At 73.5% G+C, this 13,668-nt stretch carries 15 protein-coding genes and 2 pseudogenes; 6 read left to right on the top strand and 11 right to left on the bottom strand.

What is annotated here, in order from left to right; all coding sequences use genetic code 11:
* The 3 genes from G3I53_RS08755 to G3I53_RS08745 form a co-directional block, all read left to right on the top strand.
* Positions 1-259: hypothetical protein (locus G3I53_RS08755; RefSeq protein ID WP_164438196.1), on the top strand; the 259-nt coding region annotated here is incomplete at its 5' end.
* The gene (locus G3I53_RS08750; protein WP_164336252.1) at positions 256-1,224 is read left to right on the top strand and encodes a hypothetical protein; all 969 of its coding nucleotides are present in this window, start codon (positions 256-258) and stop codon (positions 1,222-1,224) included. The genes G3I53_RS08755 and G3I53_RS08750, both read left to right, overlap by 4 nt.
* Before the next feature lie 191 nt (positions 1,225-1,415).
* Complete coding sequence (locus G3I53_RS08745; RefSeq protein ID WP_164336250.1) at positions 1,416-2,297, top strand: alpha/beta fold hydrolase; 882 nt, start codon at positions 1,416-1,418, stop codon at positions 2,295-2,297.
* An 84-nt stretch (positions 2,298-2,381) separates the two neighbouring features.
* Here the strand turns inward: G3I53_RS08745 and G3I53_RS08740 are convergent, their stop codons facing one another.
* A complete protein-coding gene (locus G3I53_RS08740; RefSeq protein ID WP_164438195.1) occupies positions 2,382-3,419 on the bottom strand; it encodes a lytic polysaccharide monooxygenase in 1,038 nt (345 codons plus the stop codon).
* Positions 3,420-3,603: 184 nt separating this feature from the next.
* A complete protein-coding gene (locus tag G3I53_RS34335) occupies positions 3,604-3,738 on the bottom strand; it encodes a hypothetical protein (RefSeq protein ID WP_263867784.1) in 135 nt (44 codons plus the stop codon).
* Between the two features lie 137 nt (positions 3,739-3,875).
* Here G3I53_RS34335 and G3I53_RS08735 point away from each other — a divergent pair, with 137 nt between their 5' ends.
* On the top strand, positions 3,876-4,493 hold the full coding sequence (locus tag G3I53_RS08735) for a class I SAM-dependent methyltransferase (protein ID WP_164438194.1): 618 nt from the start codon (positions 3,876-3,878) through the stop codon (positions 4,491-4,493).
* A 43-nt stretch (positions 4,494-4,536) separates the two neighbouring features.
* On the opposite strand, the gene G3I53_RS08730 is transcribed toward G3I53_RS08735, so the two are convergent.
* Positions 4,537-5,046: a DUF402 domain-containing protein gene (locus tag G3I53_RS08730; protein WP_164342674.1), complete on the bottom strand. Its 510-nt coding sequence runs from the start codon at positions 5,044-5,046 to the stop codon at positions 4,537-4,539.
* Positions 5,027-5,956 carry a GNAT family N-acetyltransferase gene (locus G3I53_RS08725; protein ID WP_164336269.1) on the bottom strand — a complete coding sequence of 310 codons (930 nt, stop codon included), beginning with the start codon at positions 5,954-5,956 and terminating at the stop codon, positions 5,027-5,029. Before G3I53_RS08725 ends, G3I53_RS08730 begins: the two co-directional genes overlap by 20 nt.
* 80 nt (positions 5,957-6,036) lie before the next feature.
* On the opposite strand from G3I53_RS08725, the gene G3I53_RS08720 reads away from it, so the two are divergent.
* Positions 6,037-6,405, top strand: a complete 369-nt coding sequence (locus tag G3I53_RS08720) for a GntR family transcriptional regulator (protein ID WP_164438193.1) — start codon at positions 6,037-6,039, stop codon at positions 6,403-6,405.
* 83 nt (positions 6,406-6,488) lie between these two features.
* Here G3I53_RS08720 and G3I53_RS08715 read toward each other — a convergent pair whose 3' ends face one another.
* From G3I53_RS08715 to G3I53_RS08690, 6 genes and pseudogenes are all read right to left on the bottom strand, one after another.
* The gene (locus tag G3I53_RS08715; protein WP_164438192.1) at positions 6,489-7,259 is read right to left on the bottom strand and encodes a DUF72 domain-containing protein; all 771 of its coding nucleotides are present in this window, start codon (positions 7,257-7,259) and stop codon (positions 6,489-6,491) included.
* A gap of 171 nt (positions 7,260-7,430) precedes the next feature.
* Positions 7,431-7,535, bottom strand: a pseudogene (locus G3I53_RS08710) (transposase); the annotation flags it as partial.
* A gap of 93 nt (positions 7,536-7,628) precedes the next feature.
* Positions 7,629-8,720 carry a DUF5925 domain-containing protein gene (locus G3I53_RS08705; RefSeq protein WP_164333446.1) on the bottom strand — a complete coding sequence of 364 codons (1,092 nt, stop codon included), beginning with the start codon at positions 8,718-8,720 and terminating at the stop codon, positions 7,629-7,631.
* Between the two features lie 122 nt (positions 8,721-8,842).
* Positions 8,843-9,658, bottom strand: a complete 816-nt coding sequence (locus G3I53_RS08700; RefSeq protein WP_343240576.1) for a polysaccharide deacetylase family protein — start codon at positions 9,656-9,658, stop codon at positions 8,843-8,845.
* On the bottom strand, positions 9,651-10,679 hold the full coding sequence (locus G3I53_RS08695; RefSeq protein ID WP_164332694.1) for a glycosyltransferase family 2 protein: 1,029 nt from the start codon (positions 10,677-10,679) through the stop codon (positions 9,651-9,653). The genes G3I53_RS08700 and G3I53_RS08695 overlap by 8 nt, the downstream gene beginning before the upstream one ends.
* Positions 10,676-11,497, bottom strand: a complete 822-nt coding sequence (locus G3I53_RS08690; RefSeq protein ID WP_164332695.1) for a glycosyltransferase family 2 protein — start codon at positions 11,495-11,497, stop codon at positions 10,676-10,678. Before G3I53_RS08690 ends, G3I53_RS08695 begins: the two co-directional genes overlap by 4 nt.
* A gap of 661 nt (positions 11,498-12,158) precedes the next feature.
* On the opposite strand from G3I53_RS08690, the gene G3I53_RS08685 reads away from it, so the two are divergent.
* Entirely contained in the window at positions 12,159-12,965 is an 807-nt protein-coding gene (locus G3I53_RS08685) for an SGNH/GDSL hydrolase family protein (RefSeq protein ID WP_164332696.1), read from the top strand.
* A 30-nt stretch (positions 12,966-12,995) separates the two neighbouring features.
* Here the strand turns inward: G3I53_RS08685 and G3I53_RS08680 are convergent.
* Positions 12,996-13,668 (bottom strand): annotated as a pseudogene (locus G3I53_RS08680) (serine/threonine protein kinase); the annotation flags it as partial.

The following is a 13,668-nucleotide window of genomic DNA, read 5'->3' as shown; positions in this document are numbered from 1 at the left end:
CGACGACGGCGGCGGTCCGGCCCGCAGGCGGCTCGCCGGCTCGGACGGCCGCCCGGCGCCCGCCGGTTCCGCGGCCCGGGACCCGATGGAGGACAGAGAAGGCCGGGAGAACGGAGAGAACCGGCAGGACAAGGAGGACCGGACGATCCGCATGCCCACGGGGTACGAGATGCACCCCTGGGCCGATCTGCGTCCCGCGGGTGAAGGGCCCGCGGTGGGAAGGAAGTTGTGGCACCAGAGCCCGGGGAGTGCGGGATGACCATTCTCTGCGTACGTTTCCAGCTGCCGTCGGCGGACGAGGCCGCCCTGCCGGCCCTGCTCGGTCTGCTGGAGGAGTTCACGCCCGTCGTGCAGGCCCTGCCGCCGGACACGGCGCTGGCCGATCTGCGCGGCGCCGAGCGGTACTTCGGCCGCACCGCCGTCGAACTGGCCTCGGTGATCCGGGTCCGCGCCCTCGCCCTGCACGGCGTCGACTGCGTGATCGGCGCGGGATCCGGACCGATGACGGCCCGCATGGCCCTGCGGGAGGCCCGGCCGGGGCGGACCCGCGCGGTGGCCGAGGACGAGGTGCGCGAGTTCCTCGCCGGGCGGCCCGTCGTCGCGCTGCCCGGGGTCGGCACGAAGACCGCCCGCACCCTGTGCGAGTACGGCCTCGACACCCTCGGCCGGGTGGCCGCCGCCCCGCTGTCCACGCTCCAGCGGCTGGTGGGCGCCCGGGCCGGCCGCGAACTGCACGAGAAGGCGAACGGCGTCGACCGCGGCCGGGTCGTGCCGAACGCGGTCTCTCGGTCACTGGCCACCGAACGCCCCTTCACCCGCGACGAACTGGACCCCGGCCGGCACCGCCGCGCCCTGCTCTCCGCCGCCGGGGAACTGGGCGCCCGGCTGCGCGCCCTGGACAAGGTCTGCCGCAGCCTCACCCTCACCGTGCGTTACGCGGACCGGTCGGCCACCACCCGCACCCGCACCCTCCCCGAGCCGACCGCGCACTCGGCGGCGCTCACCAGGACGGCGTACGGCCTGTACGAGGCGCTCGGTCTGCAGCGGGCCCGGGTGCGGGCGATCGCCCTGCGCGCCGAGGGCCTCGACGCGGCCGAACACGCCTCCCACCAGCTCACCTTCGACCCGGTGGACGAGAAGGTCCGCAGGATCGAGGAGGTCGCGGACCGCGCACGGGCGAAGTTCGGTCCCCGCGCGGTGATGCCGGGGACGCTGGCTGCCTGATATGGGCGGGATTGTGACGTCATATCAGGTGGGCGCCGAGGTTTGGTGGTGAACGGCGATAGTTTTTACCGACCCGTAACTTCCGGGTTTTCCTACTCGCCCGTAACTTGATGGGTGAACAGCATCCTCGTGATCCGGATCACCAGGCGTACGCCGTCGCATCCTCCCCTTGAGCGCAAGGAGATCACCCGATGCTGCCCTGGAAGCGAGTGCTCAGACCGCTGGCCGCGTTGCTGCTGGCCGCCGCGGCCGTCACCGTCCCCACCGCCACCAGCGCCCACGCCGCCCCCGCCGCCCGGACCGCCGCCGCACCCGACCGCGGCTGGAACGACTACTCCTGCCGGCCCTCCACCGCCCACCCCCGCCCGGTCGTCCTCGTGCACGGCACGCTCGGCAACTCCGTCGACAACTGGCTGGGCCTCGCGCCCTACCTGAAGCACCGCGGCTACTGCGTCTTCTCCCTCGACTACGGCCAGCTACCCGGCGTTCCCTTCTTCCACGGGCTGGGCCCGGTCGAGAAGTCCGCCGAGCAGCTGGACGTTTTCGTCGACAAGGTGCTGGCCGCCACCGGCGCCGCCGAGGTCGACATCGTGGGCCACTCGCAGGGCGGCATGATGCCCCGCTACTACCTGAAGTTCCTCGGCGGGGCCGCCGAGGTGAACGCCCTCGTCGGGATCGCCCCCAACAACCACGGCACCACCCTCAGCGGCATCGCCAACCTGCTGCCGTACTTCCCCGGCGCGGCGGACCTGCTGAAGTCGGCCACCCCCGCCCTCGCCGACCAGGTCGTCGGCTCCGACTTCCTCACCAAGCTCAACGCGGGCGGCGACACCGTGCCCGGGGTCCGCTACACGGTCATCGCCACCCGGTACGACCAGGTGCTCACCCCGTACCGCAACCAGTTCCTGAGCGGGCCGAACGTGCGCAACATCCTGCTCCAGGACCTGTGTCCGCTCGACCTGTCCGAACACGTGGCGATCGCGCTGATCGACCGCATCGCCTTCCACGCGGTCGCCGGCGCCCTCGACCCGGACCGGGCCCGGCCGACCACCTGTGCCTCCGTGTTCAGCTGACACGTGCAGCTGACACGTGCAGGTGCGCCGAGCACACCGGGGCCTGTCCGGCCTGAGCCGCCGGACAGGCCCCCGCTCGTCGGGTCAGCGGCCGTGCCGCGCGCCCGCCGCACGCCGGCGGGTGGATGCGAACAGCGCCGCCGAACCGAGCGCCAGCGCCGCCGCACCGCCGACCATCAGGTACGGGGTGGTGCTGTCCCCGCCGGTCTCCGCCAGGTTCACCGGGGCGCCGGCCGCCTTGGGCCGGTTGCCGGCGCTCTCGTCGGCGCCGGCACCCTCCGCCTTCGCCGGGGGCGTCGGGTCGGTCGTGGTGTGCGGGTCGTCGTCCCCGTGGCCGTGGTTCTCGACGGTGGACTTCTCGGCGGCGGCCTTGATCTGCTCCTCGGAGGGGGCGGACGCGACCGGCGCCGGGGCGGCCTCCTGCTTCGGCGTGTCCGCGGCGGACTCCCCGCCGGTCCCGCCGCCGCCCGCCTCGCCGGCACCGCCGCTGCCGCCGAACGTGACGTCCGAGCAGGAGTAGAACGCCTCCGGGCTGTCCGAGCGCTGCCAGACCGCGTACAGCAGCTGCTTGCCGGAGCGCTCCGGGAGCGTGCCGGAGAAGGTGTAGAAGCCGCCGGACGCCGCCGGGTCGGTCGACGTCGCCACCGGGTTCGCCAGGTCGAGGTCGCCCCAGCCCAGCGGCTTGGACGGGTCGTAGCCGGGCTTGGTGATGTACACCTTGAAGGTGCCCTTGTGCGGGGCCGTCACCCGGTACTTGAAGGTGTACGAGCCGCTGTTCACGCTGGTGGCGGGCCAGTCGGCGCGGGCCAGGTCGAGCCCCTTGAACGCCGGGTCGCCGGCGCTGCACAGCTTGCCGTCCGGGATGAACTCCTGGTGGCGCCCGCCCGCGTCGCCGATGCGGATGCCGTTCCAGTCGTAGAGCGCCTGCGTGCCGCCGGCCGCGACCGCGGCCTTGCACGCCGCCGACGTGGGGCTCTCGGGGCCCTCGGCATAGCACTGCGCGACCCGGCTGACCGGGTCGCCCATCGAGCCGTGCGCGGACGCGGGGGCGGCGGACAGCCCGGCCAGGGCGAGCGGGACGACACCGACGACGGCGACGGCGGCCTTGCGACGTGCGGGCATGGGGCAGCAACTCCTCGGAACGATCACAGGACTTGGGGAGGGGATCCCGTGGGGGACGGCTCAGAAGCTAGCCCCACGGAACCGGTAAATCGTCCGGTGAAAGCGGTCCGGGGTGATCCTTATGGCCCCGTTAAGGGAGTGCTCAGGCTGCGCTCAGGTACACGGTCCGGGAACATCCGTCCGGTCAGTCCTCGGGCCACCAGGTCCGGGCGATGTCCTTGCGGATCTCCGGACGCCCGGCGGGGCGCTCGTCGGTCTCCTCGCCGGTGCGGCGGGTGCCGGTCTTCCTCAGGGGCTTCTGCACGGTGGTGCGGCGCATGACTGCCTCCTCCGGTCCGCCGGGTTCCGCGGTCTCACGGGGGCAGACCTTTCGGGCGACAGTTCCTCATCGGTCCCGGTCTGTCTGTGGCGCCGGTCACCCCCGGACTGTCAGTGGCGGGTGTCACTGTGGACCGCATGACCGACGACGGTGACGTGACGGACCCGACAGGTACCGACTGGGACGAGCTGGCCCCCACCTTCGACGACGAGCCCGACCACGGGCTGCGCGACCCCGCGGTCCGCGCCGCCTGGGCGGCCCGGCTGCGCGCCTGGCTCCCCGCCCGGCCGGGCGACGTCCTGGACCTCGGCTGCGGTACGGGGAGCCTGTCGCTGCTGGCCGCCGAGCAGGGGCACCGGGTGACCGGAGTGGACCGGTCCCCGGCCATGGTGGGCCTGGCCAGGGAGAAACTGGCCGGACGCGACGCGGTGTTCCTCCAGGGCGACGCGGCGGCCCCGCCGGTCGGGGAGCAGCGCTTCGACGTGGTCCTGGTCCGCCACGTGCTGTGGACGCTGCCGGAACCGGGCAGGGTCCTGCGGCACTGGCGGGGACTGCTGCGCCCCGGCGGCCGGCTGGTCCTCGTCGAGGGCGTCTGGGGCATGGCCGCCCCGGCCGGCATACCCGCCGGCCGGCTCACCGCGCTCCTCGCCCCGCTCACCGGCCGGGTCCGCCTGGAGCCGCTGTCGGACGACCCGGCCCTGTGGGGCAGGGAGGTGGACGACGAGCGCTACGCGGTCATCGCGCGGGTGGACTGACGGCCCCGGCCGCCCCGGGCGCCGGTACGGCGGCGGTACGGCGTCACGCGAGCAGGCCGGCGAAGCCGTCGGCGCGGCGGGCCAGCGACTCCAGCTCGTCCAGCGCCCGCGTGGCCGCGGCGGCCGCCTCCGGGTCCGCCGCCGCGAGGCCGCTCTGCGCGAACTCGTCCTCGTCCAGCCGCAGCACGTCCCCGCCGTCCGCGGAGCGCCACAGGTCCAGATCGAGGTCCTCCACGACCAGTTCGGCACCGGAGCGCACGGCGGGCCGGGTGACGTCGCAGTAGTGGCCCTTCAGCACGCCCCCCGAGGTGCGCACCTCCTTCACCGCGTACCAGCGGTCGCGCCAGAAGTGCTCGGTGAAGACGTCACCGGGTTCGAAGCGCACGAAGCCGAAGTCGCGCACGCCGTCGCCCGCCCAGGGCGCCCGCACGGTGATCCGGGTGCCGTCGTCGTGGAGCAGCTCCGCCGGGTAGCGGATCTTCGTCCGGCCCGCCTTGACGAGGACGACCTCCAGCCGGCCGGCCGGGCCGGGGTCAGCCGAGCTCGCGGACATACCGCACCTCCGTCGCGCAGATGTCGTAGCCGAACCACTTGTTGACGGCGATCATCGGCTCGTTGCCCGCGTCGTTGCCGGTGAACGCCTCCGTGCACCCGGCGGCACGGGCCCGGTGCAGGGACGTGTTCTTGACCAGCCGGGCCAGGCCCCGCCCCCGGTGGGTGCGGGCGGTGCCGGTCATGGCGGTGCCGTAGCGGCCCTCCCCGTCGGTGTGCGCGGCGGTGAAGGCCACGGGGCGGCCGTCGGCCACCGCGACCGTGGTCAGGCCGAGGTCGAGCAGCGGGTGCCGCCAGGTCTCCTCCAGCCAGGCCGGGTAGTCGGAGAACTCCGAGGCGATGTCGCTCGGCTCGTCCACGGACACCTCGGCGTCCAGGGCGAACAGCGGGCGCGGGTCGTCCGCGAAGTCGGCGCCGGTGCGCAGCTCCACCCCGGGCGGAGGGTCGGCGAGCGGAGGCAGGGTGCCGCCCGCCAGCTCCAGGCGCAGGAAGTGGGCGGACCGGCTGGGGCGGTAGCCGTGCCGTTCGGCGAAGGCGCGGTTGCCCGGTTCGTCGGGCACCCAGCTGAAGACCTTCCGGACGCCGAGGGAGGCCAGCCGCTCCTCGGCCGTGCGCAGCAGCAGCGCCCCGGCGCCGCGCCCGGTCCGGTCCGGGTGCACGTAGACGTTGGCGGAGCCCTGGCCGGGCTCGGGGCTGTCGTGGGCCACGCTCAGCTGCGTCGTGCCGATGATCTCACCGTCCGCCTCGGCGACGAGCTGTCCGAAGTGGGCGTCGGGGTGGGAGTGCCGCAGGTGGTGCAGCACGGTGTCGGGGGTGGACAGCATGAAGGGGACGGCGAGGCGGCGGACGCGGGAGAACCCCTCGGCGTCGGCTCGCACCTCCGGTCGCAGGTCGCGCACGATGACGGTCATGGAGGCGCACGCTATGCGGGGCGGGGCACCGGACGCCTCTCCTTTTCGACCGGGCGCACTGGGTGCGGGACAATCGGGGCGTGAGCCTGAAGATCCGTATCGACGACCAAGCGCCGCCCTACGAGCAGGTACGGGCGCAGATCTCCGAGCAGGCCCGGTCCGGGGCGCTGCCCGTGGGGTACCGCCTGCCGACCGTGCGCGGGCTGGCTCAGACCCTCGGCCTCGCCGCGAACACGGTGGCCAAGGCCTACCGGGCCCTGGAGGCGGACGGGGTGATCGAGACCCGGGGCCGCAACGGCACGCTCGTCGCCGCCGCGGGATCGGCGGCCGAGCGGGAGGCGGCGACGGCCGCGCAGGGCTACGCCGAGCGGGCGCGGCGCCTCGGCCTCAGCGAGGAGGACGCCCTCGCCGCGGTCCGGGACGCGCTCCGGGCGGCCTACGGCACCTGAGCGGACCGGCCGGCCCTGGGACCGGGCTCAGGAACGGCCCCGGGAACGGACTCCGGCGCGGCCCGGGGGACCGGCCCGCCCCGTCAGGCGGGGGCGGGGAGCCGCGGGGTGCGGGTGACCTCCAGTCCCGCCGCCCGCGCCGTACGGGCGAAGACCGCCGCGTCGACGACCGCCGCGGCGTCCGGGTCGTTGTTGAAGTAGGCGTACACGTCCTCCCCGCGGGGCCAGGTGCCCGCGAGGCGTTCGGCCCAGGTCCGCAGCGACCGGCGCCCGTAGTGCGGCCAGTGCCGGGCCCGGCCCTGGTGGAAGCGGACGTAGCCCCAGTCGGCCGTCCGCCACAGCGGGGTCGCGGGGCGGGCCAGCACGTCGGCCCAGCACAGGGCGGCGCCGCGTGCCTCCAGGACGCCCCGCACCTCGGGCGTCCACCAGGACGCGTGCCGCGGTTCGACGGCGATCCGCGCCGACGCGGGGAAGCGGCGCAGGCAGGCGTCCAGGAGGGCGGGGTCGGCCCGCAGGGTGGGCGGCAGCTGGAGGAGGACCGGGCCGAGCCGCTCGCCCAGCCCCTCGGCGCGGCTCATCAGCCGCTCGACCGGCTCCTCGGGGTCCTTCAGCCGTTTGATGTGGGTGAGATAGCGGCTGGCCTTCACCGCGATGACGAAGCCGGGCGGGGTGCGTTCCCGCCAGGACACGAAGGTCTCCCGGGACGGCAGCCGGTAGAAGGCGTTGTTGATCTCGACGGTGGCGAACCGGGCCGCGTACTCCTCCAGCCAGAGCCGCACCGGCAGCCCCGGCGGGTACAGCACGTCACGCCAGTCCTTGTACTGCCAGCCCGAGGTCCCGACGAACACGGTCATGGGGCCATCACACCACCGCGCGGCGACGCGGACCCCTCGGCGGCTCCTACCGCTGATCTTGCGAGAGCGCCCCGGCCTTCGGGCCGGGGGTGAATCGCATCTCAGAACTGCTCTGACCTCAACTGTGGGCACGGGTCCGCACTGTCTACCCGGGCTCACGGTCGGCCGCGCTCAGTCCGGGCGCTTCTGCTGCGCGATGTAGTCCTTGACCACTTGGAGCGGCGCACCGCCGCACGAGCCGGCGAAATACGAGGGCGACCAGAACCGGCCGTGCGCAGCGCAGCGAAGCAGGAACCCACCAGGAGCTACCCACCGCGTTGCCGCAGCGGGAGCAGATTGGAATCTCGGGCCTTTAGGCCCGGGAGGATGTCAAAGGTACAGCCCCGCGTCCGCGTTCCCGCGCGGTTCGGGCAGGGCGGAGGGGGAGGTGCCCCGGCGCAGCGCGTACAGCTCGGCCAGGGTGGAGCCCTCGCGGCCGATGCCCTCCTCGCGGCCCAGCCACTCCACGGCCTCGGCCCGGGTCAGCTGTCCCACCTCGATCCGGGCCAGGCACCGGCCGGGGCGCACGACGGCCGGGTGCAGGCGTTCCAGGTCCTCGTTGGTGGTCACGGCGACCAGGACGTTGCGGCCCTGGCCGAGCAGGCCGTCGGTGAGGTTCAGCAGCCGGGACAGGGCCTGGCCCGTGGCGTGCTTGGCCTCGCCGCGGATCAGTTCGTCGCAGTCCTCGAGCAGCAGCAGCCGCCAGCGGTCGTTGCCCTCCTCGTCCTCCTCGCCGATGGCGATGTCCATCAGGTAGCCGACGTCGGCGAAGAGCCGCTCGGGGTCCAGCACGCAGTCCACCTGGCACCAGTCCCGCCAGGAGCGGGCCAGGGTGCGCAGGGCGGAGGTCTTGCCGGTGCCCGGCGGGCCGTGCAGCAGCAGGAGCCGGCCGGAGATGTCCTCGGGGGTCGTCTTCATCAGCCGGTCCATGGCGTCCGCCACGGGCCGCGTGTAGTTGGGCCGGATCTCGTCCCAGGCGGCCGCGGAGATCTGCCGGGTGGTGCGGTGCGGGCCGCGGGCGGGGGAGGCGTACCAGAAACCCATGGGGACGTTGTCCGGCTGGGCCTCCGGCTCGTCCGACGCGCCGTCGGTCGCCTCGCTGAGGACCTTCGCGGCGAGTTCGGGGGTGGCCGCGGTGACGGTGACGTCGGCGCCGCGCTTCCAGCGGGAGACCAGCAGCGTCCAGCCGTCGCCCTCGGCCAGGGTGGCGGACCGGTTCTCCTCCCGGACGGCCCGCAGCAGACGGGCGCCGGCGGGGAGCAGGGTCGCGGCGGAGCGCACGCGGTCGATGGTGACGCCGTGCGCGTGGGGCTGCTCGCCGGTGGAGAAACGGTCCAGGAACAGTGCGTTGACGACGTCGGCCGGGCAGTCGCTGTCGACGGCGAGATGGATCGGCGGTGTGGTGTGCGGGTGCACAGGCATGCCGCCATGATCGGTCACGCGGTGCCGTGGGCGCACCCGAATTCCCCGTCCGGCCGGCCGGCGGGAGCGCGGTCACCGTGCGCCGCCCGCCGGTACGGTCGGCCGGAGCGGCGCACGGGGTGCTAGCGGCTCCCTCCCCTCGACCCGCCGGGCGCCGTCAGGCGTCCGGCGCGGCGGGCGCGGCGGACGACGGCGTAGCCCTTGGTCAGGGCCCGGTCGCGGGCGAAGGTGCGGGTGAGGGCGCGGCCGTCGAGCAGGCGCTCGAACTCGGCCGTGTCCGTCGAGCGGCGCACGGTGAGGCGGCGCAGGGCGTACGGGCCCTGAGCGCGCCGCGCGAGCCCGTTGCCGACGGCGAGGGCCTGGGCGTAGCCGGTCTCCCGCACCGCCTGCCGCACCCGGCGGCTGGAGTAGCCGAAGGGGTAGGCGAACGAGACGGGGGTCCGCCCGAGCTGGTCGGAGAGGATCTCCTTGCTGTGGATCAGCTCGGTGCGCAGCCGGTGGTCGTCGAGCTGGTCGAGCTGCGGGTGGCTGTGGGTGTGCCCGCCGATCTCCACGCCCGCGTCGGCCAGCGCCCGCACCTGGTCCCAGTCCAGCATCCGGTCCGGGGCCGCGCCGGTGGCGTACGGGCCGCGCAGCCAGCCCGTGGTGACGAACAGGGTGGCGGGGAAGCCGTGCCGCGTCAGTTCGGGCAGGGCGTGCCGGTGCACCCCCTCGTAGCCGTCGTCGAAGGTGATGAGCACGGGCCGGTCCGGCAGCGGGCGTCCGGAACGCCAGTGCGCGGCGAGGGCGGCGGTGTCGACCGGGGTGAGCCCCCGATCGGCGATCAGCGCCATCTGCTCGGCGAACGCCTCCGGGGCCACCGACAGGGCCCGGGTGGCGTCGTCGGGGTCGGTGGCGACCGCGTGGTACATCAGGACGGGCACGCGCAGGTCAGTCACGGGCGGTCCCTCCGTCCGCCCCCGGTCCCGGTGGCGGCCCGGTCACCGGGACCACCGAGAAGGTGACCCCGTCGCGCCGGGCCCGCAGGCTGCCCACCAGGTAGCCGCCCGCCGCGGTGAGGACGCCGGTGACGATGGCGCCCGCGCGTCCGGCACCGCCGGGCCGGCCCAGCAGGGCGTCCCGCAGTCCCCGCACGACCCCGGCCGGCAGTACGCGGGTGGTGTACCGGCGTTCCGACTCCAGCCCCTTGCCGGCGCCGACGCTGCGCGCGACCAGCGCCTTCGACAGTCCCTCGGCGTAGGTGCGGGTGCGGAAGTAGCGGAAGTGCTCGCGCACCCCGGGCACCCGGTGGTGGATCACCGCCCGGTCGTCGATGAGCAGGACGGCGTCGGGCCGGGCCCGGCTCAGCCGGATGCACAGTTCCGTCTCCTCCCCGCCGAGGGGGAGCCGGTCGCCGTCCCGTCCGATGCCGGTGGCGAAGCCGCCCGCCGCGTCGAAGGCGTCGCGCCGGAAGGAGGCGTTGCCGCCCAGCACGTTGCGCACCCGGACCCGTCCGGGCGGCAGGCCGCGGTAGGTGCAGCCCACCACCCAGTCGAACTCCTCCGGGAACCAGGCCGGGCGCCGCCCGGACGCCCACAGCGGTTCGGTGCGTCCGCCGACCGCCATCACGCGCGGGTCGGCGTACGCCTCCGCGAAGTGCCGGAGCCAGTCGCGTTCGGCCACGGCGTCGTCGTCGAGGAAGGCGACGATCCCGCCGCGCGCCGCGGCGATGCCGGTGTTGCGGCCGGCGGACAGGCCGCGGGGGCCCGCGTTGGCGAGCACCCGCACCTCCTCGGTCTCCTTGTACTCCTTGTCCAGACGGTCCAGGAGAGCCTGGTTGTGGTCGACGACCAGCAGGATCTCCCGGGCCGGCCGTGACTGCGCGCGCACCGAGGCGACGGCCGCGAGGACGTCCGTCCAGCGGTCCTCGGTGTAGGCGCAGATCACGACCGAGACGTCCGGGGTGCCGGGTCCGCTCAAGACACCTTCCCCCGGACCGCGTCGACCAGCGGCGAGTGGTGCGCGCGACGGCGCAGGGCCCGCCGGTTGGAGCGCTCGCCGAGGATGACGCCGAGGACGCGGAAGCCGTCCCGCACGGCTCTCAGATTGCTGGTGCCGTGGATGCGGAGGTACTCGTAGCTGGGTATCTCCTGCACCTTCAGGCCCGCCTTGACGACCCGGATGTTCATCAGGGTCTCGACCTCGAACCCGGTGCAGTCGAGGTCGATCTTGTCCAGGCAGTGCCGCCAGAACGCGTTGTAGCCGTAGCAGAGGTCGGTGTACCGGGCGCCGAACTTGCGGTTGACGACGGCGCACAGCACGCGGTTGCCCAGCTTGCGGATGAAGGTCATGTCGTCGGTGCCGCCGCCGTTGGCGAAGCGCGACCCCTTGGCGAAGTCCGCGCCCGAGACGAGGGCGGACACGTACGAGACGATCTCGTTGCCGTCGGCCGAGCCGTCGGCGTCGACCATCACGATGATGTCGCCGGTGCACGCCTGGAACCCGGTGTTCAGGGCGTCGCCCTTGCCCTTCCCGCGCTGTTCGACGACCTTCACGCCGGGCCACAGTCCGCGGGCCACCTCGACGGTGTCGTCGGTGGAGTTGCCGTCGACCAGGATCACTTCGTGGATCCAGTCGGGCAGCGTCTTGAAGACGTACGGCAGGTTCTCCGCCTCGTTCATGGCGGGGATCACCACGCTCACCGGCGGTGCGATCGCCAGGTGCGAGGAGACGGGACGGTACTTGCCGGCGGGCGGCGGATTCTGGTCCGCGGTCGCCGGCGGCAGAACGGAACTCATGAGTCTGGTCCCTCTCGTCCGGTGGACCGCCCGCCCCTCGGGCGGCCCGGCTCTTCTTCCGGTTCGAAAGGGGGGTTTTCACACACGGCATGACGGAACGAAGCTCCGTGCACGCCGGGTGAGCTGGCAAATCTGGCCGGCTGCGGACATACGGCCGCCGACCGCGCGGCACGGCCCGGTCACGCTGGCGCTCCCGAGCACGGCACCCCCCTACCGCGCCCCGCGCCGGTTCGTCGCGGTTCCGAGCCCTCCCCTGAAGCCGCGTACTGACGGACCGATGCGGGTGAGATGTATGACGGTATTGACGATTGAACCCGTATGGCAAGACCTGGAACGTGGCCTCACCTTGTTGCCGGTTTGGCCCCTGTGCGCACATCTCGCCCTGATGCGGATGTCTGCATGGCCGACTTTGCCCCCCTAGGTGTCGGATGCCGGGCTTCAATGTGGCGCACCCCGTTGGGGGCGTCAAGGGCCGAAAGTCCCCCCGGCCGAATTTCGTTGCAGATTGAACGGGCGTTCGCCCCCGCCGGGAGGGCGTGAAGAAACCGGAAAGGTTCGGGAGATCCGGGAAAGAACGCCACAGTCTTGACATGGACACTTCCTGTCAACACGCGTAGTTGGTACGACGGTTGCGGCAGAGATCCTGCTAAAGGGAGGTTCCATGAGACGTTCCCGACTTGTGCTCATTCTGAGCGCGTTCCTCCTCGCCCTCGCCACCGCCCTCACCGGGGCCGGCGCGGCCCAGGCGTCCCAACAGGCCCCCGACGGGGGCTATGTGGCCCTCGGCGACTCCTACTCCTCCGGTGTCGGAGCCGGCAGCTACATCTCCGGCAGCGGCGACTGCAAGCGCAGCACGAAGGCGTATCCGTACCTCTGGAACGCCGCCAACTCACCCTCGTCCTTCGACTTCATGGCCTGCTCGGGCGCCCGTACGGGTGATGTTCTCTCCGGGCAGCTCGGCCCCCTCGGCGCCACCACCTCACTGGTCTCCATCAGCATCGGCGGCAACGACGCCGGCTTCGCCGACGTCATGACGACCTGTGTGCTCCAGTCCGACAGCACCTGCCTCTCGCGGATCGCCACCGCGAAGGCGTACGTCGACTCGACGCTGCCCGGCAAGCTGGACAGCGTCTACACCGCCATCCGCACCCGGGCCCCGAACGCGCACGTCGTGGTGCTCGGCTACCCCCGCTTCTACCGGCTCGGCACCACCTGCATCGGCCTGTCCGAGACCAAGCGGAAGGCGATCAACGGCGCCGCCGACCACCTCGCCACCGCCCTCGCCCAGCGCGCCGCCGCCCACGGCTTCACCTTCGGCGACGTGCGCACCACCTTCACCGGCCACGAGATCTGCTCCGGCAACTCCTGGCTGCACAGCGTCGACTGGCTCAACATCGGCAACTCCTACCACCCGAAGGCGGCCGGACAGTCCGGCGGCTACCTGCCGGTCCTCAACAACGCCGTCTGACCCCGGCAGGCCCTGCGCGCCGTCCGCGCGCTAGGGAGCGGCCACCGAACCGGAAGGAGAAGGGGAGGCCCCGCCCGGCGGGGTCTCCGTCCCGCACGTCACCGAGAACGGCACCGAACGGGACGTCACACGCACCGGCTCCCGCACCTCCACGCCGATCCGGCTCGCGAACGTCCCCGCCTCCGCGTACGTCGTCACGACCACCGTGTCCCGCTTCGTCGCCCCGCCGCCCTCCGGGAACGACAGCGTCCGCCAGCCCGGGTCGGTCACCGAACCGTCCTCGGCCACCCACCGGTAGGACACCTCCGCCGGCAACCGCCCCACCGTGAACGTCGCCGTGAACGCGGGCGCCTCCTCCCGCGGCGGGGGACAGGCACCCGAGTACTCCGTGCGCGCCCCCGTCACCGTCACGTGCACCGACTGCGCCGGGGCGGTGGTCCGCTCCCCGCCGCTCTCCCCGGTGGACGTCGTGGCACCGCCGCTCTCCCCGGACCTGTCCTGCTTCCGTTCGTCCTCGTCGTCACCGGCCGGGGCGGACGAGGCGACCGCGGTCCTGCGGCCGTCCGCGGACGGACCGCCGTCACCGCCCCCGCCGCCGCCTCCGTCCATCAGTGCGTAGAGCAGCCCGGCCAACGCCAGCGCGAGCACGGCCAGCCCCGCCACCAGCACCACGGCGGCGCGCCGGTCGCGCCCGGGCCGCCGG

This window comes from Streptomyces sp. SID14436 (assembly GCF_010548465.1).
Lineage (GTDB): Bacteria > Actinomycetota > Actinomycetes > Streptomycetales > Streptomycetaceae > Streptomyces.
The sequence above is the reverse complement of the archived record's forward strand: the minus strand, read 5'-3'. Positions and strand labels throughout refer to the sequence as shown.

Bases quoted from the DNA above. Each gene is read 5' to 3' on its own strand.
- G3I53_RS08735 (WP_164438194.1), top strand. From the start codon at position 3,876: ATGACCGACGACGGTGACGTGACGGACCCGACAGGTACCGACTGGGAC.
- G3I53_RS08690 (WP_164332695.1), bottom strand. From the start codon at position 11,497: ATGAGTTCCGTTCTGCCGCCGGCGACCGCGGACCAGAATCCGCCGCCC.
- G3I53_RS08745 (WP_164336250.1), top strand. From the start codon at position 1,416: ATGCTGCCCTGGAAGCGAGTGCTCAGACCGCTGGCCGCGTTGCTGCTG.
- G3I53_RS08705 (WP_164333446.1), bottom strand. From the start codon at position 8,720: ATGCCTGTGCACCCGCACACCACACCGCCGATCCATCTCGCCGTCGAC.
- G3I53_RS08715 (WP_164438192.1), bottom strand. From the start codon at position 7,259: ATGACCGTGTTCGTCGGGACCTCGGGCTGGCAGTACAAGGACTGGCGT.
- G3I53_RS08725 (WP_164336269.1), bottom strand. From the start codon at position 5,956: ATGACCGTCATCGTGCGCGACCTGCGACCGGAGGTGCGAGCCGACGCC.
- G3I53_RS08730 (WP_164342674.1), bottom strand. From the start codon at position 5,046: ATGTCCGCGAGCTCGGCTGACCCCGGCCCGGCCGGCCGGCTGGAGGTC.
- G3I53_RS08750 (WP_164336252.1), top strand. From the start codon at position 256: ATGACCATTCTCTGCGTACGTTTCCAGCTGCCGTCGGCGGACGAGGCC.
- G3I53_RS08740 (WP_164438195.1), bottom strand. From the start codon at position 3,419: ATGCCCGCACGTCGCAAGGCCGCCGTCGCCGTCGTCGGTGTCGTCCCG.
- G3I53_RS08685 (WP_164332696.1), top strand. From the start codon at position 12,159: ATGAGACGTTCCCGACTTGTGCTCATTCTGAGCGCGTTCCTCCTCGCC.
- G3I53_RS34335 (WP_263867784.1), bottom strand. From the start codon at position 3,738: ATGCGCCGCACCACCGTGCAGAAGCCCCTGAGGAAGACCGGCACCCGC.